24 protein-coding genes are annotated in these 23896 nt (G+C 59.7%); 18 read left to right on the plus strand and 6 right to left on the minus strand.

The features are described 5' to 3' along the window. Nucleotides 1-22 precede the first annotated feature (22 nt). Entirely contained in the window at nucleotides 23-2395 is a 2373-nt protein-coding gene (ppsA, locus tag DYI22_RS15085; RefSeq protein ID WP_213478906.1) for a phosphoenolpyruvate synthase, read from the plus strand. A gap of 29 nt (nucleotides 2396-2424) precedes the next feature. After that, entirely contained in the window at nucleotides 2425-2904 is a 480-nt protein-coding gene (gene rraA, locus DYI22_RS15090; RefSeq protein ID WP_213478907.1) for a ribonuclease E activity regulator RraA, read from the plus strand. 58 nt (nucleotides 2905-2962) lie between these two features. Here the strand turns inward: rraA and DYI22_RS15095 are convergent, their stop codons facing one another. The 3 genes from DYI22_RS15095 to DYI22_RS15105 all read right to left on the minus strand — a co-directional run bounded on the left by DYI22_RS15095 (nucleotide 2963) and on the right by DYI22_RS15105 (nucleotide 4353). Continuing rightward, nucleotides 2963-3253, minus strand: coding sequence for a PilZ domain-containing protein (locus DYI22_RS15095; protein WP_213478908.1), 291 nt, complete (start codon nucleotides 3251-3253; stop codon nucleotides 2963-2965). A 4-nt stretch (nucleotides 3254-3257) separates the two neighbouring features. Continuing rightward, nucleotides 3258-3929 carry a TIGR04211 family SH3 domain-containing protein gene (locus DYI22_RS15100; protein WP_213478909.1) on the minus strand — a complete coding sequence of 224 codons (672 nt, stop codon included), beginning with the start codon at nucleotides 3927-3929 and terminating at the stop codon, nucleotides 3258-3260. Nucleotides 3930-4053: 124 nt separating this feature from the next. Beyond that, the gene (locus DYI22_RS15105; RefSeq protein WP_213478910.1) at nucleotides 4054-4353 is read right to left on the minus strand and encodes a YciI family protein; all 300 of its coding nucleotides are present in this window, start codon (nucleotides 4351-4353) and stop codon (nucleotides 4054-4056) included. A gap of 87 nt (nucleotides 4354-4440) precedes the next feature. Between DYI22_RS15105 and DYI22_RS15110 the strand changes: the two genes are divergently transcribed. Beyond that, entirely contained in the window at nucleotides 4441-5331 is an 891-nt protein-coding gene (locus tag DYI22_RS15110; protein WP_323132928.1) for a PHP domain-containing protein, read from the plus strand. On the opposite strand, the gene DYI22_RS15115 is transcribed toward DYI22_RS15110, so the two are convergent. Together DYI22_RS15115 and rne are read right to left on the minus strand one after the other, a co-directional pair. Beyond that, on the minus strand, nucleotides 5316-5858 hold the full coding sequence (locus DYI22_RS15115; RefSeq protein WP_213478912.1) for a YecA family protein: 543 nt from the start codon (nucleotides 5856-5858) through the stop codon (nucleotides 5316-5318). The genes DYI22_RS15110 and DYI22_RS15115 overlap by 16 nt on opposite strands. 3 nt (nucleotides 5859-5861) lie before the next feature. After that, nucleotides 5862-8996, minus strand: a complete 3135-nt coding sequence (gene rne, locus DYI22_RS15120; RefSeq protein ID WP_213478913.1) for a ribonuclease E — start codon at nucleotides 8994-8996, stop codon at nucleotides 5862-5864. A 710-nt stretch (nucleotides 8997-9706) separates the two neighbouring features. Between rne and rluC the strand changes: the two genes are divergently transcribed. The 3 genes from rluC to DYI22_RS15135 are packed head-to-tail and all read left to right on the plus strand — an operon-like array spanning nucleotide 9707 to nucleotide 12436. Then, nucleotides 9707-10684, plus strand: a complete 978-nt coding sequence (gene rluC / locus DYI22_RS15125) for a 23S rRNA pseudouridine(955/2504/2580) synthase RluC (protein ID WP_228301065.1) — start codon at nucleotides 9707-9709, stop codon at nucleotides 10682-10684. A 42-nt stretch (nucleotides 10685-10726) separates the two neighbouring features. Further along, nucleotides 10727-11374 carry an HAD family hydrolase gene (locus DYI22_RS15130; RefSeq protein WP_213478915.1) on the plus strand — a complete coding sequence of 216 codons (648 nt, stop codon included), beginning with the start codon at nucleotides 10727-10729 and terminating at the stop codon, nucleotides 11372-11374. 30 nt (nucleotides 11375-11404) lie between these two features. After that, nucleotides 11405-12436 (plus strand): S49 family peptidase, encoded by a 1032-nt coding sequence (locus DYI22_RS15135; RefSeq protein ID WP_213478916.1) that lies wholly within the window; start codon nucleotides 11405-11407, stop codon nucleotides 12434-12436. Nucleotides 12437-12439: 3 nt separating this feature from the next. Here DYI22_RS15135 and DYI22_RS15140 read toward each other — a convergent pair whose 3' ends face one another. After that, on the minus strand, nucleotides 12440-13036 hold the full coding sequence (locus tag DYI22_RS15140; RefSeq protein WP_213478917.1) for a Maf family protein: 597 nt from the start codon (nucleotides 13034-13036) through the stop codon (nucleotides 12440-12442). Between the two features lie 129 nt (nucleotides 13037-13165). Here DYI22_RS15140 and DYI22_RS15145 point away from each other — a divergent pair, with 129 nt between their 5' ends. The 12 genes from DYI22_RS15145 (at nucleotide 13166) to putP (ending at nucleotide 23724) form a co-directional block, all read left to right on the plus strand. Further along, nucleotides 13166-13726, plus strand: a complete 561-nt coding sequence (locus DYI22_RS15145; RefSeq protein WP_213478918.1) for a YceD family protein — start codon at nucleotides 13166-13168, stop codon at nucleotides 13724-13726. Nucleotides 13727-13815: 89 nt separating this feature from the next. Continuing rightward, the gene (gene rpmF, locus DYI22_RS15150; RefSeq protein ID WP_213478919.1) at nucleotides 13816-13995 is read left to right on the plus strand and encodes a 50S ribosomal protein L32; all 180 of its coding nucleotides are present in this window, start codon (nucleotides 13816-13818) and stop codon (nucleotides 13993-13995) included. 43 nt (nucleotides 13996-14038) lie between these two features. Then, complete coding sequence (plsX, locus tag DYI22_RS15155) at nucleotides 14039-15040, plus strand: phosphate acyltransferase PlsX (RefSeq protein ID WP_213478932.1); 1002 nt, start codon at nucleotides 14039-14041, stop codon at nucleotides 15038-15040. A gap of 113 nt (nucleotides 15041-15153) precedes the next feature. Next, a complete protein-coding gene (fabD, locus tag DYI22_RS15160; RefSeq protein ID WP_213478920.1) occupies nucleotides 15154-16092 on the plus strand; it encodes an ACP S-malonyltransferase in 939 nt (312 codons plus the stop codon). A 17-nt stretch (nucleotides 16093-16109) separates the two neighbouring features. Next, on the plus strand, nucleotides 16110-16853 hold the full coding sequence (gene fabG / locus DYI22_RS15165; RefSeq protein WP_213478921.1) for a 3-oxoacyl-ACP reductase FabG: 744 nt from the start codon (nucleotides 16110-16112) through the stop codon (nucleotides 16851-16853). A gap of 133 nt (nucleotides 16854-16986) precedes the next feature. After that, nucleotides 16987-17220, plus strand: coding sequence for an acyl carrier protein (gene acpP, locus DYI22_RS15170; RefSeq protein WP_012136033.1), 234 nt, complete (start codon nucleotides 16987-16989; stop codon nucleotides 17218-17220). 132 nt (nucleotides 17221-17352) lie between these two features. After that, nucleotides 17353-18600: a beta-ketoacyl-ACP synthase II gene (gene fabF, locus DYI22_RS15175; RefSeq protein WP_213478922.1), complete on the plus strand. Its 1248-nt coding sequence runs from the start codon at nucleotides 17353-17355 to the stop codon at nucleotides 18598-18600. A 9-nt stretch (nucleotides 18601-18609) separates the two neighbouring features. Beyond that, nucleotides 18610-19425, plus strand: coding sequence for an aminodeoxychorismate lyase (gene pabC / locus DYI22_RS15180; RefSeq protein WP_213478923.1), 816 nt, complete (start codon nucleotides 18610-18612; stop codon nucleotides 19423-19425). Further along, on the plus strand, nucleotides 19422-20477 hold the full coding sequence (mltG, locus tag DYI22_RS15185; protein WP_213478924.1) for an endolytic transglycosylase MltG: 1056 nt from the start codon (nucleotides 19422-19424) through the stop codon (nucleotides 20475-20477). The genes pabC and mltG overlap by 4 nt, the downstream gene beginning before the upstream one ends. Next, complete coding sequence (gene tmk / locus DYI22_RS15190) at nucleotides 20474-21109, plus strand: dTMP kinase (protein ID WP_213478925.1); 636 nt, start codon at nucleotides 20474-20476, stop codon at nucleotides 21107-21109. Before mltG ends, tmk begins: the two co-directional genes overlap by 4 nt. A 107-nt stretch (nucleotides 21110-21216) precedes the next feature. After that, nucleotides 21217-21996, plus strand: coding sequence for a helix-turn-helix transcriptional regulator (locus tag DYI22_RS15195; RefSeq protein ID WP_213478926.1), 780 nt, complete (start codon nucleotides 21217-21219; stop codon nucleotides 21994-21996). Between the two features lie 237 nt (nucleotides 21997-22233). After that, on the plus strand, nucleotides 22234-23724 hold the full coding sequence (gene putP, locus DYI22_RS15200) for a sodium/proline symporter PutP (RefSeq protein WP_213478927.1): 1491 nt from the start codon (nucleotides 22234-22236) through the stop codon (nucleotides 23722-23724). Nucleotides 23725-23896: the final 172 nt, after the last annotated feature.

A 23896-nucleotide genomic window follows, 5' to 3' on the forward strand; every position in this document is an offset into this window, starting at 1 on the left:
ATTGAATCAAGGGAGACGTGCTTTGGAAGATTACATTATCTGGTTTGACCACCTGGGAATGTCCGATGTTGACCGGGTTGGAGGAAAAAACGCCTCTCTCGGTGAAATGATCAGTAATCTCGCCAATGCAGGTGTTACCGTCCCCGGTGGTTTTGCCACCACCGCACACGCTTATCGTGAGTTCCTGGCCACCGATGGCCTGAAAGACAAGATCGACCAGGCCCTGGATACGCTGGACGTCAACGATGTTAACGAGCTGGCGAAAGTGGGCGCCCGTATCCGTCAGTGGGTGATCGACACTCCCTTCCCGGATGTGCTGGAAAAGGCCCTGGAAGAAGCATACGCCACACTCCGGGCGGGCAATGATCATATGGCGGTGGCTGTACGTTCATCAGCTACGGCGGAAGATCTGCCAGACGCTTCGTTCGCCGGGCAGCAGGAAACCTTTCTGAACGTGGTGGGCCTCAAGCAGGTGCGCACCTCCGTCAAGGAAGTCTTTGCCTCCCTGTTCAATGACCGGGCCATTTCCTACCGCGTTCACCACGGCTTCGATCACAAGCTGGTGGCGCTGTCCGCCGGTATCCAGAAGATGGTGCGCAGCGAGACCGCGGCCAGTGGCGTGATGTTTACCCTGGATACCGAATCCGGCTTCCGCGACGTGGTCTTCGTAACCGGCTCCTATGGTCTCGGTGAAACGGTGGTGCAGGGTGCCGTCAACCCGGATGAATTCTACGTTCATAAGCCGACGCTTGAAGCCGGGCGTCCGGCGGTGCTGCGTCGCAACCTGGGCAGCAAGGCCATCAAGATGGTTTACCATTCCAGCCCGGGCGAAGGCGAGTTCGTGGAAACCGTGAAGGTGGAACTGGACGATCGCAACCGCTTCTGTATCACCGATGCGGAAGTGGAAGAGCTGGCCAAGCAGGCCATGATCATCGAAAAGCATTATCAGCGCCCGATGGACATCGAATGGGCCAAAGACGGGGATGACGGCAAGATCTACATCGTTCAGGCCCGCCCGGAAACGGTCAAGAGCCGTGCGTCCGCCAATGTCATGGAGCGCTACCTGTTGAATGAAACCGGCAAAGTGCTGGTGGAAGGGCGCAGTATCGGCCACAAGATTGGCAGCGGCCCGGTCAAGATTGTAAACAGCATCAACGAGATGGACCGTGTTCAGCCGGGCGATGTCCTGGTCACGGACATGACGGACCCGGACTGGGAACCGGTGATGAAACGCGCGTCCGCGATTGTTACCGACCGGGGTGGCCGCACCTGTCACGCCGCCATTATTGCCCGTGAACTGGGTATCCCGGCGGTTGTTGGCTGCGGTGATGCCACCGAATTGCTCAGCGATGGCCAGGAAGTCACCGTTTCCTGTGCTGAAGGCGATACCGGCATGATTTACGAGGGCGCTCTGGATTTCGAGCTGCGGGAAAACACGGTTGACTCCATGCCGGCCATTCCGTTCAAGATCATGATGAACGTGGGCAATCCGGACCGTGCGTTCGATTTCCAGGCACTGCCGAACGAGGGCGTGGGTCTGGCCCGTCTGGAGTTCATCATCAACCGCATGATCGGTGTGCACCCGAAGGCGTTGCTGAACTTTGATGGCCTGCCACGGGACATCAAGCAGACCGTCGAGAAGCGTATTTCGGGCTACTCGTCGCCGGTCGATTTTTACGTGGACAAGCTGGTGGAAGGTATTTCCACGCTTGCAGCTGCGTTTGCGCCCAAAAAAGTGATCGTGCGGCTGTCCGATTTCAAGTCCAACGAATACGCCAACCTGATCGGCGGCACCCTGTACGAGCCGGACGAGGAAAACCCGATGCTGGGTTTCCGCGGTGCCTCCCGCTACATCTCGGAAACCTTCCGTGACTGTTTCGAGCTCGAATGTCGCGCCCTGAAGAAGGTGCGTAACGAGATGGGCCTGACCAACGTTGAAGTTATGGTGCCGTTTGTTCGCACCGTTGGTGAGGCGGAGCAGGTGGTGAACCTGCTGGCTGAGAACGGCCTCAAGCGTGGCGACAACGGCCTGCGCGTCATCATGATGTGCGAGTTGCCGGCCAACGCGATCCTGGCGGAACAGTTCCTGGAGCACTTCGACGGCTTCTCTATCGGCTCCAACGACCTGACCCAGCTCACCCTGGGGCTCGACCGCGATTCCGGCATCATCGCGCATCTGTTCGATGAGCGGAACGATGCGGTCAAGGCGTTGCTGTCCAATGCCATCCAGGCGTGCAAGAAGGCCAACAAGTACATTGGCATTTGCGGGCAGGGGCCGTCTGATCATCCGGACCTGGCCAAGTGGCTGATGGATCAGGGTATCGACACTGTTTCCCTGAACCCGGATTCCGTGCTGGATACCTGGTTCTTCCTGGCCGACGAAAAGATTGACTGAGTTAATTCCCGGATAAGGAGAGCAACAACGTGGCGGACATTATAACCCCGGACCTGTGTGACGAATTTCCGGAAGTGCTGGTGGCAGAGCCGGGCTTTAACAACTACGGCGGCAACAAGGCCTTCGGCGGTGAAATTGTCACTGTGAAATGCTTTGAAGACAATTCCGTGGTGAAAGAGCAGGTGGGACTCCCCGGCAACGGGCGGGTCATGGTTGTGGATGGCGGCGCCTCGAAGCGTCATGCCCTGCTGGGCGATATGCTGGCAGAGAAAGCCGCGACTAACGGCTGGGCTGGCCTGATCATCTACGGTTGCGTGCGTGACGTGGATGAGATTGGCAACACGGCTCTCGGCGTCCAGGCGCTGGGCACCCATCCCCGCAAGAGTGAGAAGCGTGGGCTGGGCGACCTGAATGTGCCGGTGACCTTCCATGGCGTGACCTTTTATCCTGGCCACTACGTGTATGCTGACAACAACGGCATCGTTGTGTCGGAGAAGCCGCTGGTCTGACCGGGCGGTTCTCGGTGCAACAACAAAAACGGCGGCCATTGGCCGCCGTTTTTGTCTGTCAGCGAGTCACTTCGCTGATGTTCGCTCCCAGCAGGAAACCGTCTCCCTCGGGTTCGCAGCGAACCACCTCGCACACGGTTTCCAGTGGCGGGAACTGGTCGCCGGTGGGGCGTAGAACCGTCTGCAATTCCTCGCCAACCGCCACCGCCTGCCCGACATACAGTTGCATGCCCGCGGCGCTGAGGTCGCGGCAGGTGCCGACAAAGGTCTGCCCCTTGCTATCGGTAATTTCGATCTCGGAATTCACCTGCATGCGCTGGAAATCCCGCTTCTCCGAATAATCCTTCATAGCCTTACGCCCAGTTATCGGTTTTTCTTGTTGGTTTGAGCATGGGAATGATCAGCGCGAGCAGTACCCCGCCCAGGACCAGTCCGGCGCCCAGTAGCATGAAATCGGATTCCTTGCTGGTCTCAAGGCGCTCATTCTCCGCGGTGAGAACCTCCAGGTCATTGCGCAGCTTCTGGTTTTCTTCACGGAGCTCGCCGTTGCGCTGCTGAAGGTTCAGGGCGTCGGCCGAGACTTCCTTGATGCGGCGAAGTTCCTGCTGCAGTTCGTCAGTGCGGCTGGACAGCGAGGTTTCGGAGCTGCGCAGCTGGTCGCGCTCAGCGGTCACCTGCTGCAGTTGCTCCCGGGTTTCGCTCAGTTCATTGCGGGCATTCTCAAGGTTGCGGGTCGCCCGCTGCAGAAGGTCTCGGGCAATTGGCGTATCGCTGAGGTATTGCGTGGACACCCATCCCTCGTTGCCTTTGGGGGTGCGTACGCGGGTGAAGGTGTCATCAGCGCCCTCGAGCACTTCCAGTGCGGTACCACTGGGCACAGCATTCTCGATAATGCGGAACTGTGTGCCCGGGCCGGACCGCACCGGCAGGTAAAGCTGATCATCTACATAGACGGTTCTCGCCTGGGCAACCGCCACCGAGGAAACAATAAGAAGAGCACTGAGAATAAGGCGAATAAACGTCACGGGTTATTGTCCTGAGTTATCTAATAATCGGGAGGTAAGCGTTTAAAAGCGCAATTCTGTCACAGCTTTTTCTGTGTTCAAGCGACGTATTATTACAATACGCTCATGGATGCGCCCGGATGGCTCAGGGTAGAACCACCTTGTACGGTTTTACGATGACCTTCTGGTACACCCCGGCGTCCACGTAGGGGTCGGTGTCGGCCCAGTGCTCGGCGGCGTCCAGTGAATCAAACTCGGCAATCACCAGGCTGCCGGTGAAGCCGGCATCCCCGGGTTCCGGAGTATCCAACGCCGGGTGAGGACCTGCCACCAGCAACCGGCCTTCGGCCTTCAGGGCCTGCAACCGCTCGATGTGGGCGGGGCGGGCACTCTGGCGCAGGGGAAGGCTGTTCTCGACATCCTCACTGATAATGGCGTAGTACATGAAACTCTCCGACAGGTTGTTTGGTATCGGCAATCTGTTCGCTGGTACACTGCCAGTCCGTATTGCCTATTAGCTTCAGGAATGTGTGTGACTATACCCCAAGCGTCTGATTTCTGCATTGATCTGCACTGCCACAGTACCGCGTCTGACGGTGCGCTCCCGCCGCGGGATCTCGTAAGGCGGGCAGCGGACAAGGGCGTCACCCATCTGGCGCTCACCGATCATGACACCGTTGCCGGGCTGGCTGAAGCCAGGGCCGAGGCCGCGGCATCCGGTGTCCGCCTGATCAGCGGAACAGAGCTGTCGTGCGTATGGAAGACTCAGACGATCCATATCGTGGGTCTGGACTTTGATCCGGATAACCCGGCCTTCCGTGAGGCGCTGGCCCGTCAGCACGAGAATCGCTGGGGGCGAGCCCGAATGATTGTTGAACGGCTGCAGAAAACTGGCGTCACGAACCTTCTGGAGAAGGCCACGCTCGTCGCCGGTGGCGATGTACCTGGCAGGCCGCATTTTGCCAGGGTGCTGGTGGATGAAGGGAAGGTGAAGGACGTTGCCCAGGCGTTCAAGCGCTACCTGGGCGCGGGAAAGCCCGGTGATGTAAAGGCGTTCTGGCCGGAGCTGGCGGAGGTGGTGGAGTGGATTACTGCCGCGAACGGCATCGCGGTGCTGGCCCACCCCCGAAAATACCGGATGACCGCCACCCGCCTTCGCAGCCTTGTTCACGATTTCATGCGAGCGGGCGGTCGCTCAATCGAGGTGTCCACTTCCGGGCAGTCCAGTGGGGACCTGGGGTTTCTCGCCGAGCTGTGTCGCAGGCAGGAGCTACTGGCCTCCCAGGGGAGCGATTTCCACTTTCCGGGAGCGCCCTGGTGCGAGCTGGGCAATATCGTAAAAATGCCAGACGGGCTGGAGCCGGTCTGGCATCATTTCAGAGAGCCTGTAAGTATCGCGCCGGCGGCTCAGTCCGGGGCGTGATAGAGCAGGTACAGGTCGGTCAGTGAGTCGGGAATAGCATCGGCCATCTGTCTGGACAGCGTTTCGCTGTTGCGGACCTTCTGGAAGTCCTCATCATCAAACAGGCTGGACAGCGTCAGCATCGGAACCAGCAGATCCGCAGTTTCATCTTCGCCGCCCGCCTGTAGCCACTGTTCCTCACTTTCCAGGAAGGTGTCGACGAACCCGGCGCACCAGTTCTCCAGGGCGTTCATCGGATCGCCGTCTTCCGGCTCCGGCAGCTCCAGAGGTTGCCCCATGTCCAGGGCATGGGCCATGTCCCGGCTCAGTTGTGTAACGCAGTGACTGAAGATATCCGGCACCTGGCCGCCAGGAAGCTGATCGCTTCCCGTGGCCAGGCGGAAGATGTCTTCGGCACTCAGGTCAACCGGGCCGACAACACTGGCGCACACCACGCCGTGGAAGCCGAAGAAATCGAGGGCTTCGTCGCCCCAGGGCTCCGCAAACAGGATGTCTTCCAGTGCTTCGATGTCCGAATTGGATAGCATGCCTTAGTTACTCCCGGCCTTTTTGGCCTCTTCCGCAGCTCGCTGACGCTTGCGAACTTCTCTCGGATCATTGTAGGCACGTCCAGGCGTGACCGGTACTTCCGGTGCCTTTTCCGCACTGGATGGCTCAGCGGCTTTCTCCGGCTGTTTCTTTTCCGGTTCGGCCTGCTTCGCCTCTGTAGACGGCTTTTCTGTCGGCTTTTGTGCGGGCTTCTGCTCAGCAACAGACGCCGACTTCTCCGGTTGCGGCGCAGGCTTCTCCGTCTTGGCTTCTGGCTCTGGCTGGGGCTTTGCGTCGGCCGCCGGCGCTTTCGGTGCTGCACTTTCTACCGATTTCGCCGTTTCCGCATTTTCCGCTTTCGGAGCTTTCGGCGCTTGCGGTTTGGACTCGGCCTCAGTTTTTGGGGCCTCGTCCTTCACCTTTGCTGCCGCTTCCGGAGCCTTGTCGGCGGACTTTCGGGCAGCGCGGGGCTTTTCAGCAGCCTGCTGTTCAGACGCTCGCGGGCCCTCGTCTTTCGACGCGGCCTTGCTCTCGGTCTTCGGCGCTTCCTTGGGCTTGTCGGCTGCCTTGTTGCCGGATTTTGCCTCTGAGTCGGCGGCAACTGCAGAGGCGTTCGCCTCTTTGCTGGCCTCTTCCGCCTGAACTGGCTTGCCGGGCGCCTTCTGTTCGGCATTCTTCTCGCGCTCGGGTTGAGCCTGTTCCTCTGTGCGGGGCGCCTTTTCTGAGGGCTTGCTCTCCGACTTGGGGTTGGCCTCCGGTGAGGCCGCCGCTTTGCTCTCAGCCGGTTTGTTGTCGGCTGCCTTTGGCGCGGTATCGGCTTTCACTTCCGGCTTTGGCGTTTCCGCGCGATCTTCCGGTTGGGTGTCCTTCTGGTGCCGCTCGCTGCGTGAAGCCTTGCGATCCGCGGGCGTGGACGCCGGTGTCTCGGCAGGAGAGCCATCGCGGTTCCGGTTGCGGCGAGGCTTGCGAGGCTTATCGTCGCCCTTGCTTTTTTCCGGTGCGGCCTTGGCAGGGGCCTCCGCCTGTTCGCGCTTGTCCTTCTGATCCTTCACGTCTTTCTGGTCCCGCTGGTCGCGCTGATCTTTCTGATCCCGCTGCGGGCGATTGCGGCCCTGGCCGCGACCCTGACCCTGGTTGCCGCGACGGTTCTCGCCGCCCTTGTTGTCAGCGTCTTTGGCGCCGGCACCCTGGCGGCCTTGCTGCCCGCCACGGTTCTGGTCGTCGCCGCGATTACGGTTACGGCCCCGGTTGTCGTCGCCGCCGCGGCCCTGCTGGCCGGACTGTCGGCGGTCACCGCCGCTTCTGTTGCCGCTGCGGCCCTCATCCCTCGCTACTCGGGATTTGCGGCGATCCTGGCGGCCCTGGGTGCGACGGTCATCGCGGGAAGTCTGGGTTTTTTCCGGCTGCTGGGAGCCAGTGTCCTCTTCACCGCTGAAGAAACAGGCGATCTTGCGTCCCAGTTTACGGAACAGGCCTTCTTCCTGATCGCTGGTGGTCTCGGCAGCTTTGGCCGGCGCCGGGGCTGGCGGGGCAGGGCGGATTGCTTTGACCGCAGCCTGCTCGCGAGCCGGTGGTTGCGCCGTGGGCGCCTGGAACACGTCCTCTTCCTGCTGGGCGTATTCCTCGGCAACCTGGTAGCTGGACACATGCTCTGCGCCGCTTTCGTCGTCGCGCATACGCACGATCTCGAAATGCGGTGTTTCCATGTGCGGTGCCGGCACCACGACAACGCTGACTTCCTGGCGCGTCTCGATGTCGGCAAGCTGTTTACGCTTCTCGTTCAGCAGGAAGGTAGCTACGGCTACCGGCACAATGGCACGGACTTCGCCGGTTTTCTCCTTCGAGGACTCTTCGTAAATCAGGCGCATAATGCTGAGCGCCAGGGATTCGATGCCGCGGATAGTGCCCTGGCCTTCACAGCGTGGGCAGACTTCGCTGCGGGTTTCACCGAGGGAGGGGCGCAGGCGCTGGCGGGACATTTCCAGCAGACCGAAACGGGAGATCTTGCCGACCTGAACCCGTGCACGATCGATTTCCAGCGCTTCGCGCATTTTCTGCTCAACTTCGCGCTGGTGCTTGGCCGGCGTCATGTCGATGAAGTCGATTACGATCAGGCCGCCCATGTCCCGCAGACGCAGCTGGCGGGCGATTTCTTCCGCCGCTTCCAGGTTGGTCTGCAACGCGGTTTCTTCGATGTCGTGGCCTTTGGTGGCGCGGGAGGAGTTGATGTCGATAGACACCAGTGCCTCGGTGGGGTCGATCACGATGGAGCCACCGGACGGCAGTTTCACTTCCCGCTGGAACGCGGTTTCGATCTGACCTTCGATCTGATAGCGGCTGAACAGCGGGATCTCATCCTTGTACAGCTTGATCTTGTTTTCGAAGGTGGGCATGACCGCCCGCACGAAATTCAGAACGTCTTCGTACACGGTCGGCGCGTCGATCAGAACCTCGCCAATGTCCTGGCGGAGGTAATCGCGTACCGCGCGGATGATAACGTTGCTTTCCTGGTGGATCAGGAACGGTGCCTTGCGCTCACCGGCGGCCTGGGTAATGGCTTCCCAGAACTGGACCAGGTAATCCAGGTCCCATTGCAGTTCTTCGGTGGTGCGTCCGATACCGGCGGTGCGAACAATGATGCCCATGGATTTGGGTACCTGGACATCGTTCATCGCTTCTTTCAGCTGCGCTCGCTCTTCGCCTTCAATGCGTCGGGATATTCCTCCGGCGCGGGCGTTGTTGGGCATCAGCACCAGATAGCGGCCAGCGAGTGAAATGAAGGTGGTCAGGGCTGCGCCCTTGTTGCCACGCTCTTCCTTGTCGACCTGAATGATGACTTCCTGGCCTTCGGAGACCACGTCTTTGATATTGATCTTGCCTTCGATCTGCCCGGGAGACTTCTTGAAATACTCCTTGGAGATTTCTTTCAGGGGCAGAAAGCCGTGCCGGTCGGCGCCGAAGTCGACAAAAGCGGCTTCGAGGCTGGGCTCTACGCGGGTAATCCGACCCTTGTAGATGTTGGCTTTTTTCTGCTCACGGGAGCTGGATTCGATATCAAGATCAAACAGACGCTGGCCGTCAACGAGGGCGACGCGCAACTCTTCAGGGTGAGTTGCATTAATGAGCATTCTTTTCATGGAAAGAAAGGGTTCCTGTCGTTTGGTTTTGACAGAAAACCGGGGGGAGATGCATCTGCGAAGCAGAACGTGCGTGCCGCGGGCTTCCTACTACTGAAGCGAACCGGCGGCCAGACGGATCAGGCTATTAAGGGGATTTGTCCCGTAAGCCTGAGACCACCGCCGACGGTCCGTCTGCCAGAGGGCAGGGGGAAGTCGTGTAAGGTAAGTGTCTGTTGACGCATGTTATCCGTTTTCAGGTTCACACTGGTGCCTGGGTCTCACGTCGTATTCGTAAGCTGGACGGCCCGGCCCTGCGTGCTGGTAATGATTCTTCGCGATGTCGCCCGACGGTTTTCCGTACGGTTGTTTTCGCTCTCCCGGGATCCGGTCAGGGGCCTTTCTGTGGCTTGCCGTGATGGCCGGGGAGCGTTTCAATCGCCGCACCCGCTAATGATTGGGCTTGCGGCGTTCAAACTCTTAAATAGTGTCGGTATACTTCTGCCGCTCCGGCTTCTGACCCAGTTGGTCAGGCCGTAGACAAACGGCAAAGCACGCCGGAATATAACAGTATTCGCCCAAGCCTTCAATCCCGTTGTTTCGTCACCACTAAGGTACCCATGTCGAAAGCTCCCAGAAACAGGCAGTCTCAACGTTCCGGGCCCTCCCGACGCAAAGCGGCGCAGCGGCAGAAACCGGGAATCGGCAGTCGTCCCCCACAGGAGGCCGCCTTGTCGAACGCCGAAGCCAGCCAGGTGCGTGAAGGGGTCCGCCGGGTGTCTGTGGACGAGGATAACGAGGGCCAGCGGCTGGATAATTTTCTGCTGGCGCAGTTGCGCGGGGTGCCCAAGAGCATCATCTATCGGGTCATTCGCAAGGGTGAAGTGCGGGTCAACAAAGGGCGGGTAAAGCCCGATACTCGTTTGAAGGCGGGCGACGAAGTGCGGATTCCGCCGATCACCCGCAAGGAAAAGCCGGAGGCGGTGGCTCCCGGTTCGCGAGTGCAGGGCGTTATGGAAGGCGCCATTGTATTCGAGAACGAGCATATGCTGGTGGTTAACAAGCCGGCAGGCATCGCGGTGCATGGTGGTAGTGGTCTGAGTTTCGGGCTGATCGAGGTGTTGCGCTCGGCGCGCCCGGACGCGCGTTTCCTGGAGCTGGTGCATCGTCTGGATCGTGACACGTCCGGTCTGGTGATGATCGCCAAGAAGCGGTCGGCCCTGCGCTATCTTCAGGATGAGCTCCGGCACAAGCGGATTCGCAAGCATTATCACGCATTGGTGGCGGGGGGCTGGTCTGAGGCCGTTAAGCGCGTCGAAGAGCCGCTGCTGCGTTACGAAATGCCAAACGGGGAGCGTCGCGTGCGGGTTGATGATGAAGGCAAGGCATCGCTGACGTTGTTCCGCTGCCTTTCCTTTTATGAGGGCTACAGTCTGGTGGAGGCATCTCCGGTGACCGGCAGAACCCACCAGATTCGGGTTCATGCCATGTGGGCGGGTCATCCGATTGCCGGGGACGACAAGTATATGGATGATGGCAGCCTGAAAGCGTTTCGCGCCGCCGGTGGTCAGCGTTTGATGTTGCATGCCCGGGCCCTTGAGTTCTCTTTGCCCGTAAGCGGAGACCCGGTGCGGCTGGAAGCGCCCTACGACGAGGCGTTTCAGCAGGTTTTGGACAGGCTGGCTTCGCGTCGGGCTGCGGGTCGGTAGGTCCGTTGTCGCGCCGTCATTTGGTTTAACAGGAAACAGATTATGGATGTAAAAGTCGTCATTTTTGACTGGGACGGCACCCTGGTGGACTCGGTGGAACACATCGCGGACAGCTTGCACCAGGCGGCCACCGAGCTGGGGTTCCCTGCCAGGGAAAGGGAGGCGTACCGGGATATCATCGGGCTTGGCATGGTGGAAGCGCTGGAAAAGCTCTATCCGGGCATTGGTCGCGACGAGATGAACAGCATCCGCGAAGGCTACGGCCGCTATTTCTTTGCCAAGGTGACCACGCCCCAGAACGTCTTCGCCGGTATGGCGGATGTGGTGGCGGATATCCGCTCCTCTGGCCGCGGGTGTTCAGTGGCCACCGGGAAAAGCCGCAAGGGGCTTGAGGGCGCCCTGGTGTCGAGCGGGTTGGGTTCCCATTTCGAAATCACCCGTTGCGCCGATGAGACTCGCTCCAAACCGCATCCGGCGATGCTTCAGGAGATTCTGTCGTTCTACGGAATTGAGCCACGCGAGGCGGTCATGATTGGCGACACCCGCTACGATCTTGAAATGGCCCAGCGCATCGGTATGCCGTCCATCGGCGTGGAATGGGGCGTGCATAAGCGTGATGTTCTCGGGCACTATGCGCCCCACGCCATCGTGGAATCGGTGACGGATCTGCGGGATGTCCTGGGCCTGTGAAGCCCGTTCGTTGTCTAAAGGAAGCAGCCTATGAGTGACTGGAATTCGGATAACAAACCGGAATGGGGCGATGCGCCGGCGCAGCCGCCCTCGTCCGGTGGCCGGGGGAAGCCCAATTTGCCGCCGGAAACCGGTCGCGACTGGAAGCTGATTGAAAAGCTGGTGCTCTCGTTGCAGTCAGAGCAGCGCAAAAGTCGTCGCTGGGGCATCTTTTTCAAGTTTCTCACCTTCGGTTACCTGTTCCTGTTGCTGTTTCTGTTCCGATTTCCGTTGGGCGACAGCCTGGGCGCCACCACCGGTAAACACACGGCCCTGGTCGAGATCACTGGCGTGATTGCGGCTGATGAGCTGGCCAGTGCTGACAACATCGTGGGTTCCTTGCGGGAGGCGTTCGAAGCCGATAACTCCGTTGCCGTGGTGTTGCGGATCAATAGCGGCGGCGGCAGCCCGGTGCAATCCGGCTATGTGTACGACGAGATCCAGCGGTTGCGGGGTGAGTACCCGGACAAGAAGGTATATGCGGTGATCTCGGACGTGGGCGCTTCCGGTGCCTATTACATCGCGGCTGCGGCGGATGAGATCTACGCCGATAAAGCCAGCCTGGTGGGTTCGATCGGGGTGGTTGCCGGTGGTTTCGGGTTCGCCGATGCCATGGAAAAGATCGGGGTAGAGCGCCGGCTTTACACCGCTGGCGAGAACAAGGCGTTTCTTGATCCGTTCTCGCCGGAAGATGGTGAAGAGGTGGCCTTCTGGCAGGATGTGCTGGAAACCACCCATCAGCAATTTATCGAGAAAGTGCGGGAAGGGCGTGGCGATCGGTTGGCCGACGACGAACGACTGTTCTCCGGCCTGGTCTGGAGTGGCGAGCAGGCTCTGGCGCTCGGGCTGGTGGACGGGCTGGGTAGCGCTTCCCACGTAGCGCGTCAGGTCATTGGTGAGGAAGAGCTTGTTGACTACAGTCGCCGCAAGTCGCCGTTCAAGGATATTGTCGACCAGTTCGGCGTTTCAGTGGGCAGCGGACTGGCGAACCGCCTGATGGAAGCCCGCTTCGAGCTGCGCTAGCGGCTAGGGCTGGCGCAACGGGTTGAGCCCCCAGTTGCGGAGCATGTCCGTCAGCGCAATCAGCGGCAACCCGACCAGGCTGTTCGGATCTCTCCCGCTGAGGGATTCGAACAGCGCTATGCCCAGTCCTTCCATTTTGAAGCTGCCGGCACAATCGTAGGGTTGTTCCCGTGTCAGATAGTGCTCAATGTCGTCGGTGGTCAGGGTTCTGAAGCGCACTTCGAACGGTTCGCAGTGTGTCTGAATGGCGCCGGTTTCGGAATCCAGCAGCGCCAGCCCGGTGAGAAATGAAACCTGCTGGCCGCTGCTGCGGGCGAGTTGCCGCACAGCCCGCTCGTGGTCACCGGGTTTGCTGAGCAGGGTGCCATCCGCCAGGCAGGCCACCTGGTCCGACCCGATGATCCAGTGTCCGCGATGGTCCGCGGCCAGCGCTTCGGCTTTTTGCCGGGCCAGCCGCACTGCGAGGTGCCCGGCGGATTCACCGGGTTCCGGGGACTCGTCGATATCCGGGCTTGCCGTGGTGAATGGCAGTTCCAGGCGTTGCAGCAGCGCCTTCCGGTACGGGGACGATGAAGCCAGAAGCAGCGGTCGGGGAGTCATTAAATCGCCTGTTGATTCACGGTTGTGGTGGGAATTGTCGTAGAATACCCCTATTCATACCGGAACCGCGGCGTAAAAGGCAATGAAGTCTTTGACAGCGACCGGTCGGCCCCCTAAAATTGCGCGCCTATGTCAAAAGCGTCAAACGCCGAATTGCCCAGATCTGTCGATCCTTATCGGTTGGCGGAGCAAGACACCGTGCTGGAGGGAGATATCCCTCTGAGCGGTTTACCTCGTTTCCGCGAAGCGATTCACGGGTTTGAATTTGAAGAGGGCGCCGTGTGTCGGGTGCGGCTGTCGTTCACGATGGACAGTCAGCGTCGTCGCATTGTGACGGGCGAGTTGCGGGCTCCGGTCGATCTGGAGTGTCAGCGCTGCATGAATGCCATGCGCGAGACGCTGGTCTCGGAGTTTACGCTTGGATTGGTGACCAGTGATGAGCAGGCGCAGCAGTTGCCGAAAGAGCTGGAGCCGTTCCTGACGGACGATTTCAGCGCGGATCTCTGGTCCATGTGCGAAGACGAGTTGCTTCTGGTGCTGCCGCCATTCCCGCTTCACGCGAGGAGCGAATGCCCGGCACGGGAAGATCTTGAAGCGTACGAGGCTGATCCCGAGCCGGCGAAGCCAGATACGACATCCGACGAGAACCCGTTCAGTGTGCTGGCGGGGCTCAAGACAAAGAAGCATTAACCGGGCGCAGTGTCCTGCGGGAGGCTGGCGCAATATTGATGAACACACGTTACTGTTTTAGTTTACGTTAACAGGTCAGGAGCATAATCATGGCTGTACAGCAAAACCGAAAGACCCGCTCAAAGCGTGGCATGCGCCGTTCACACGACGCCCTGAGCGCAGCAACTCTGTCCACCGATAGCACCACTGGTGAAGTTCATCGTCGTCACCACGTGTCTCCGGACGGCTTCTACCGCGGCAAGCAGGTAATTGAAGCGCGCGACGAGTAAGTCGTTGCAGTCAGGCCGCACTCCAGTGCAAGACGCAACACCGGTGACCTCCGTTACTGTCGCGATTGACGCCATGAGTGGCGATCGCGGAGCGGCAGTAGTTGTCTCCGCGGCACTGGATGCGGTGCGTGAAAACGAAGCCTTGAGTCTCATTCTGGTCGGAATCCGGAGCGAGCTCGAGGCTTTGTTGCATCCGGGCCACGCCCGAATCCGCATTGTCGAGGCGGCTGATGTGGTGCGCATGAACGAGCGCCCATCCCATGCGCTCCGACACAAGCGTAACTCCTCAATGGCGGTGGCGCTCGGTCTGGTGCGGGACGGCGAGGCCCAGGGCTGCGTCAGTGCCGGCAACACCGGGGCGCTGATGGCATTCGGACGCTCGATCATCCGGATGTACCCCGGGATCGAACGCCCGGCTATTTCCAAGTTGATTCCCTCCCTGCGAGGTCGATGCCATGTGCTCGATCTGGGCGCGAACGTCGATTCGACCGCGGAGAACCTCTACCAGTATGCCCTGATGGGCTCTTTGATGGCGTCTGCCATTTGTGCCCAGCCTGAACCACGGGTGGCCCTGCTGAACGTCGGGGAAGAGGAGATCAAGGGCAATGAGCAGGTGAGGCTGGCCTCGCACATGCTGGCCCAGTGCGACACCATTAATTACATTGGCTACGTTGAGGGTAGTGACCTGTTCCGTGACGTAGCGGATGTAGTGGTCTGTGACGGCTTTGTCGGAAACATTGCCCTGAAGACCGGTGAGGGCGTTGCCGGGCTGCTTATCGAGCTCATGGAGCAAGCGTTCACCCGCACGCTGTACGGCCGTTTCGTCGGGCTGCTGGCGCGTCCGATCATCGGGCGCTTACTGCAACTGATGGATCCTTCCCGTCATAACGGCGCGAGCTTGCTCGGTCTGCAGGGGGTGGTGATCAAAAGCCATGGTAACGCCAATGAGCGCGCAATGCTGGCAGCCATTCGTCAGGCGGTCCGGGAAGTGGAGCTGGATGTGCCCCAGCGTATCAACGAACGCCTCGACGATCTGATGATCTGACCCCGCCTGAGACTAAAGTCTGTCCCACCTGATCGTCATTTGGCCGGATAATGGCTTAACTTGTACTATTGGCTAATCTCCCGCAACCCCCCAAGGACGATAAGATTCCGCTTATGAAATCAGCCTTTATTTTTCCCGGACAAGGGTCCCAGTCGGTTGGCATGCTGGCAACGGCAGCCGGGCACTGGCCCATTATCGAACAGACCTTCGCGGAAGCGTCTCAGCATCTTGGTTACGACCTCTGGCATCTGTGCCAGAAGGGGCCGGCCGAGGAACTCAATCAGACCATGGTGACCCAGCCGGCATTGCTGGCGGCCAGTGTTGCTCTCTGGCGTCAGTGGTTCGTGGCTGGCGGCGTCAAGCCGGATTTTCTGGCAGGGCACAGTCTCGGCGAGTACAGCGCGCTGGTGGCGGCGGAAAGCCTCGATTTTCTGGATGCCATTGAGCTGGTGCAGTTGCGTGGCGAGCTGATGCAAAGCGCGGTACCCGCAGGCCAGGGCCGTATGGCGGCGATCCTCGGGCTTGAAGATGCGGACGTGGTGGCGGCCTGCGAGGAAGCTGCTGATGGCGAGGTGGTGTCTGCGGTCAATTTCAACGCGCCGGGCCAGGTAGTGATTGCCGGTGCGGCCGCCGCTGTGGAGCGTGCGATTGAGGCCTGCAAGGGCAAAGGTGCGCGCAAGGCCATGCCATTGCCGGTCAGTGTGCCGTCCCATTGTGCGCTGATGGAAGGTGCCGCCAGGGAGCTGGCCGCGGCATTGGATGATGTCAGCTTTAACGATGCTGTCATCCCGGTGATACAGAATGTGAACGCTGCCGCCGAGACGAATGCCGCTTCGCTCAAGGCCAATCTGGTCAAGCAGCTGCATTCGCCGGTGTTGTGGACCGATTCGGTACGTACATTGGTTGGGCACGATGTGCAGTGCGCCGTCGAGTGTGGTTCCGGTAAGGTACTGGCGGGACTGATCAAGCGTATCGATCGCAATCTGACGGTCTATGGAATTGAAGAGCCGGATGCACTCGCCAAAGCGCTGGGTGCATTCGGTCAAGCTTAAACAACAGGGAGCGCGACATGTCTCTTGAAGGCAAAACCGCACTGGTTACCGGTGCAACCCGTGGTATCGGCAAGGCCATCGCCCATGCGTTGGCGTCGCAGGGTGCACAAGTGGTGGGTACGGCCACCAGCGCTGAGGGCGCCGAGTCCATCACCGCGGCGCTGAAGGAAGCCGGGCTGAGCGGTTACGGTATTGTCATGAACGTCGCCGACCCAGACAGCATCGAGGCTGGTCTGAAGGAGATGACGGAGAAGTCAGGCGCACCGTTGATTCTCGTCAACAATGCCGGCATCACCCGTGATAACCTCCTGATGCGTTTGAAAGACGACGACTGGACATCGGTTCTGGAAACCAACCTTTCCAGCGTCTACCGCACCAGCAAGGCGGTGCTTCGTGGTATGGCCAAGGCCCGCTGGGGTCGGATCATCAACATCAGCTCAGTGGTTGCCGGCATGGGCAACCCCGGGCAGGGCAATTATTGCGCTGCCAAAGCCGGCGTTGAAGGCTTTACCCGCAGCCTGGCGAAAGAAATGTCGAATCGTGGCATCACCGCAAACTGCGTGGCGCCCGGGTTTATCGACACGGATATGACAAAAAAACTGGACGACAAGCAACGCGAGTCTATGCTGGAAATCATACCCGCGGGTCGTCTCGGTGCGCCGGAAGAAGTGGCTGCTGTGGTGGCTTTTCTGGCCTCGGAACCGGCCGCTTACGTGACGGGTGAAACCATTCACGTGAACGGTGGCATGTACATGGGATAAGCCCATTCCCCGGGCTTGTGCGCAACTCCTTGTCGCACAACATGTTTGACAGAATCCCTGCTTGTTTGCAGGTAGGGTTTAAACTAAACTGGCAGCACTTAGGTTGCTTGGTTGACACAAAAGTGAGGACATTATGAGTACAGTTGAAGAGCGCGTGAAGAAGATCGTTTGTGAACAGTTGGGCGTGAAAGAGTCCGAAGTTCAGAACTCATCTTCTTTTGTAGAGGATCTTGGCGCTGACTCACTGGACACCGTTGAGCTGGTCATGGCACTGGAAGAGGAATTCGAAACAGAAATTCCTGATGAAGAAGCCGAAAAGCTTGCCAGTGTTCAGGACGCGATCGACTACATCGTCGCGCACACCTGATACTCTGCACGTAGTTTAAGCCAGGCCAAAAAGCCGTCCTTGTGAAAACTCTGAGGACGGCTTTTTTATTGGCTGATTTTCCGTTCCAATCGACTTTCGATACCTCACGGTTTACATCAGGTGAAAGGGGTTATGACAAAACGACGTGTTGTAATAACGGGCATGGGCATGCTGTCGCCATTGGGTAACAGTGTCGAAGCATCCTGGGAGGGAATCCGGGCCGGACGAAGTGGCATAGGAATGATCGACCGCTTCGATGCCTCTGGCTACAACACCCGGATTGGCGGCGCCATCAAGGATCTCGACATCGAGCCCTATCTGTCAGCCAAGGAAGCTCGAAAGCTGGATGCGTTTATCCATTATGGGCTGATAGCGGCGCAGCAGGCGGTGGAAGCCAGCGGACTGGATCAGTGCCAGTATCTCGACAATGACCGCGTGGGCGTTGCGATTGGCTCCGGCATTGGCGGCCTCGAATTCATCGAGAAAAGCGTGCTGGCGATGGACAAATCGGGCCCCCGAAAAGTGTCCCCGTTCTTTGTTCCAGCGTCCGTCATCAACATGATTTCCGGCAATGTCGCGATCCGTTTTGGGTATCGCGGTCCCAACATCGCCATCACCACCGCGTGCACCACGGGCACGCACAACATCGGCTATGCCGCCCGCACCATTGCCTACGGCGATGCGGATGTGATGCTTGCCGGCGGCTCAGAAATGGCCACCACGCGCACCGGTATCGCTGCGTTCTCGGCCGCCAGGGCACTGTCGACTCGCAATGAGGAGCCGGAGCAGGCGAGCCGGCCCTGGGATACCGGGCGTGATGGTTTCGTACTCAGTGATGGTGCCGGCGTGCTGGTGCTCGAAGATCTGGAGCACGCCCGGAACCGGGGAGCCACGATTTACGGCGAGGTCATCGGGTTCGGAATGAGCGACGATGCCCACCATATTACGGCCCCGCCCGAGTCTGGGGATGGCGCCGCGCGGTCCATGAATAATGCGATCCGTGACGCTGGCATTCAGGCCGCCGACATCAGCTATATCAATGCCCATGGCACCTCGACCCTGGTGGGCGATGTCGCCGAAGTGGCGGCCGTGAAGCAGGTCTTCGGCGGGCACGCCCATAAGCTGGCCATGAGCAGTACCAAATCCATGACTGGCCACCTGCTTGGCGCTGCCGGTGCCGTGGAAGCGATATTCTCGGTGCTTGCCATTCGCGACGGCGTGTTGCCGCCGACCATTAATCTGGAAAACCCGGATAGCGGCTGTGATCTGGACTTTGTTGCCAACACGGCCCGGGCTGCGGACGTGCGAATCGCGTTATCCAACTCCTTCGGTTTTGGTGGTACCAACGGTACCCTGATATTCCAGCGCTTCGAGGGCTGACCGGCCGCCATGGATATTATCTGGGCGGACAGCGCCGGAGTTCCCGCCGGTGACCGCGGCCTGGCGTACGGCGACGGCTTGTTTGAAACCATCCGCATGCAGGGGACGCAGGGTGTCCTGTTGCAGGGCCACATGACCAGAATGATGGCCGGAGCCGCAATGCTGGGCATTCCCCTGACGGCGTCGCAGCTGAGCGAGGTGATCCGTCAGGCGGTGGCCCGTTACGCAGCCACCGGAGACTGGGTTCTCAAGTTGGTTCTGACCCGGGGTGTGGGAGGTCGCGGCTACCGCCCGGCCGATGACGTGCTGCCCAACCTGATTGTATCGTCGGCGCCGATGCCTCCTTTGCCCGGCGCCGACGGCGTTGTGGTGGCGACGTCTGCCGTCCAGCTGACCGTAAATCCGCAACTGGCCGGCATCAAGACCCTGAACCGTCTTGAGCAGGTGCTGGCCAGTCGGGAACTGACTGATGACTTGTACGAAGTCCTCATGGCCGACCCGAGCGGGGATTTGGTGGAAGGTACGCGTACCAATCTGCTGGCGAACGTTAACGGCTGCTGGCAGACTGCACCCACGAGGCAGCTGGCGGTCGCCGGTGTGATGCGGGATTACGTGGTTCGCACGCTCAAGCAGCAGGGCGAGCGGGTTGAGCTGACCGCCATTGCACCGTCCGTTCTCGATCCTGACGTGTGCAGCGGGCTTTACCTGATGAACAGTCTTATTGGCGTAGTGCCGGTGCGCAGGTTGGATGGGCGAGATTTGCCTGTCGACAGGACTCTTGCGACAATCTTCAACCCTCTCGATTTAGTGGAACCACAGGTTTGATCCGGAAGTTACTGATATCCATTGTTTGTATCGCCGTACTGCTGGGTTCAGCTGGAATGCTCTGGGTATGGCAGGGGCTCAAGACCCTGGAGCAGCCGGTTGTCTTGCAGGAGCCGGTGTTGTTTGACGTGCCCGAGGGCGCGAGTTTCGGTCGGGTGGCCCGTCAGCTGGAGGCCGAGGGGTTTGTCGGGGACTCGCTCTGGCTGCGTATTCACGGCCGCCTCAATCCCGGGGATGCCCGGGTGAAAGCCGGTGAATATGAGTTCACGTCGGGCATGAGCGCCCGGGATATTCTGGACAAAATGGTGGCCGGGGAGATCAAGCACTGGTCGATCCAGTTCATCGAAGGCTGGACCTTCCGCGACATGCGCCAGGCACTGGCAAACAGCGAACGGCTCACGCGGGAAACCACCGACTGGAGCGATGAGGACATCATGGCTGCGGTTGGCGCCGAGGGCGAGCATCCGGAAGGGCGTTTCTTCCCTGACACTTACGCTTTCACCAGCAGTGAGACCGATTTGAGCCTGCTGCGGCGCGCCTTCCAGCGAATGGAGACGGTTCTGGCCGCTGAGTGGGAAAACCGAGCGGAAGGACTCCCCTACGACTCGCCATACGAAGCATTGATCATGGCGTCGATTGTTGAGCGGGAAACCGGCGCACCCCATGAGCGGGGCGAAGTAGCGGGGGTGTTCGTGCGGCGACTCGAGAAAGGCATGCGTCTGCAGACCGATCCCACCGTCATTTACGGCATGGGTGACCGCTACGTGGGCCGCATTACCCGCAAGGATCTGCAGCGCCATACTCCCTACAACACCTACCGTATTGATGGTTTGCCGCCTACTCCAATTGCCCTGCCGGGCCAGGACGCCATTCACGCGGCGCTCAACCCGGAGGAGGGCGACTCCCTCTATTTTGTCGCCCGTGGAGACGGCACTCACAAGTTTTCCCGAACGCTCAGTGAGCATCAGCAGGCCGTGCGGGAGTTTCAGCTCAATCGCCGTTCGGATTACCGGTCGTCGCCTGCGCCGGTGGTAGACGGGGATAACCAATGACCCGCCGTGGCCGCTTCATTACCTTCGAAGGTACCGAGGGAGTGGGCAAGTCCACCCAACTTAAAACCGCCGCCCGCACGCTCGAGGCGCTGGGTATTGACTGCGTGGTGACGCGGGAGCCGGGGGGCACACCCATGGCAGAAGCCATCCGGGACTTGCTGCTGGCCCCGCGGGACGAACCGGTCAATGAAACCACCGAGTTGCTGCTGATGTTTGCCGCCCGGGCGCAGCACCTGCACACCCGCATCATTACGGAGCTGAACGCCGGGCGGTGGGTGCTGTGCGATCGCTTTACCGATGCTACGTTTGCCTATCAGGGCGGTGGTCGCGGCGTGGCCGAAGATCGCATCGCGCAGCTGGAGACCCTGGTGCAGGGAGATTTGCGGCCGGATCAGGTCATCGTGCTGGATGCACCGGTCGAGACCGGAATGACCCGGGCGCGACACCGGGGGGAACTGGATCGTTTCGAACAGGAAGCTGTTGCGTTCTTTGAACGTATCCGGGCCACCTACCTTCGTCGTGCCAGTGCCGATCCCACACGCTACCAGATCGTCGACGCCGCCAGAGAGCTGGACGCAGTGACTGCCGACGTTGCCGAGTGCATTCGGCACCTGGTCTCAACAGCGGTCTGAGTGAGAGGCGGTTCGCAAGATCAGGATGTTCCGTGCCATTTCGTGCAAGTTTTTCTCTTGTCTGCTTTAATTAGTGGAAATTGCAGTCATAACTCCGGAAACCGGGTATGTTGAACGCACGTTTGCTGAAGCTTCCCACAGCGTCACACCAACATCGACACGAACACCATCAGATCGTGGTCGGGATCCGCGGAGAAGCGGAATTGAGTGTCGACGGCACCGGTGCCCACCTCGACACCTGGAAGGCGTTCGTGGTGCCTACAGACGCCAGGCACGATTACCGCGGGGATGACAGGAATTATGTGCTGGTGATCAACCTTGATCCACTGGCACCCGCCATCAATACACCTGCCCACGCGGATTACGAGAGAATGATGCGGGTCTTCGAAAAGCCCCGCACCCTGCAGATGGACACCCGCCTGCAAGGCCTGGTTCAGTTCGCCGCCGGTGAATTCGACCGCGCTCCCGATCATATAACCCTGCAGCAGCATCTTGCTGCCAGCATCCTTTACAGCATGGCGGATCGGATCAGCGACCGGCAATCCCTGTCAATGAACCGTAACTCCGTCAGCCCGGAAGCTATCCGCCGTTACATCCTCAACAACCTGCATCGCAAGATCAGTGTCGAGGATCTGGCCGGAGAAGCGTGCCTGAGCGTCAGCCGGTTTCACGCCGTGTTTCGCGAGGTGGCGGGCATCACACCACACCAGTTTCTGTTACAGACCCGGCTCGACAAGGCCGCGGATCTGCTGACGACAACGTCTCTTTCCGTTTCGGAAATCAGTTACCGTACCGGTTTTTCGTCTCACAGCGCGTTGACCAATGCCTTGAGGAAATACAGGGGGACGACCCCGTCCAGATTGCAGTTGTGTAAGGACGTCGCCTGATTTTATCCGTATTTCAGGTAGTCCCGTAGGATTGTGCAAGAGAATCGTAGGATTTTGTAAGCCGGGCATTCGTAGTAATACTAAGTTATAGCGCTTGAAGAGCCGCCACGATGAGTGTTCATCCAAGGCGGCCATCGACAGGAAAATAAACAAGAACAACGTACAGCTTGCCGGCATTCTGCCCGTACTGTGCTTTGCGAGCGGATCTGATCCGACTCATTAAACCGGAGGAGCCCTATGGCTATTGGTGTTTGGATAAGTCTATTTGCATATTTTGCGCTCATGATTGCCATCGGCATTTATGCAATGCGCAGATCTACGTCTTCATCGGAAGATTACATGCTGGGTGGGCGAGCTCTCAGTCCTAAGGTGGCGGCCCTCTCTGCCGGTGCGTCGGACATGAGTGGCTGGTTGCTTCTGGGGCTGCCCGGGGCGCTGTACGTGTCCGGTCTTGCCTCAGCCTGGATCGGCATCGGTCTGTTTGTCGGTGCGTTCTTTAACTGGGTGCTGGTTGCACCACGGCTGCGTGAGCAGACGGTGCACTATGGCAATGCCATCACCATCCCGTCGTTCCTGGCGAACCGGTTCCCGACGCAGGCTCTGTCGCTGCGGACGGTGTCGGCGATCGTCATCGTTATCTTCTTCGCAGTTTATACGGCGTCTGGCCTTGTGGCCGGCGGTAAACTGTTCGAGAGCGCGTTCGCCGGCATCTTTAACTTCGGCGGCCTCAGTGATTACGCCGTGGGTATCGTCATCACCCTGGGCGTGGTTCTGGCCTACACGGTCGTTGGCGGTTTCCTGGCAGTGAGCATGACGGACTTCGTCCAGGGCTGCATCATGATGCTGGCGCTGGTCATCATGCCGGCAGTTGTCCTCTTTGGCGAAGGCGGAGGCGGCTTCGCTCAGGCCTCACAGACCCTCAACGAAGTGGACCCGAATCTGCTGTCGTGGACCGAAGGGCTGACCTTTATCGGCTGGCTGTCTGCCGTGACCTGGGGCCTTGGCTATTTCGGTCAGCCTCACATCATTGTGCGTTTCATGGCAATCCGCACTTTGAAAGACGTACCCATCGCCCGGAACATCGGTATGGGCTGGATGGGCATTTCCCTGATCGGCGCTATCTCTCTGGGTATCTTTGGCCGCGCCTATGCGGTGCGCAACGGTCTTGATGTGGCGGATCCGGAAACCATCTTTATCATCCTCTCTGATCTGCTGTTCCACCCGCTGATCACCGGTTTCCTCTACGCGGCGCTGCTGGCGGCGGTTATGAGTACCATCTCCAGTCAGCTGCTGGTGTCATCGTCTTCGCTGACGGAAGACTTCTACCGCCTGTTCCTGCGTAAAGAAGCGACTGACCGTGAGTGTGTGAACGTGGGCCGGGTGTGTGTTGTGGCTGTCGGCCTGGTGGCTGCGGTGATTGCATCTGATCCGGACTCTCAGGTTCTGGCGCTGGTCAGTAACGCCTGGGCCGGTTTCGGTGCGGCCTTCGGTCCGCTGATCATCCTGTCGCTGATGTGGTCACGCACCAACGGTGCTGGCGCCATCGCCGGCATGGTCGCGGGCGCTGCGACGGTCATCGTATGGATTTCTCTGGGCTGGAACGGAGAGTTCATGGGCGGCCCGGGTGTGTACGAAATCATCCCTGGCTTCCTCGCGGCCTTCATCGCCATTGTGGCGGTGAGCCTGGCGACCGAGGATGCCGGCGAGTATCAGCATATCCACCGGTAACGACCACCGGGAGCAATGCTCCCGGTTAAGCAAAGGGGCCCTTCGGAGGCTGTGTGAAAACAGCCTCCCAAACTGGCAAAATAACCGCGACATGGCTCGCGGTTATTTTTTTATGAGACATCTGGAAGGTACCCCTCGCAGTCAGACGCTGCTGCTCCCGCCCAGCGTTGAA

Origin of the sequence: Marinobacter lipolyticus (assembly GCF_018424605.1) — a bacterium.
Taxonomy (GTDB): Bacteria; Pseudomonadota; Gammaproteobacteria; order Pseudomonadales; family Oleiphilaceae; genus Marinobacter; species Marinobacter lipolyticus_B.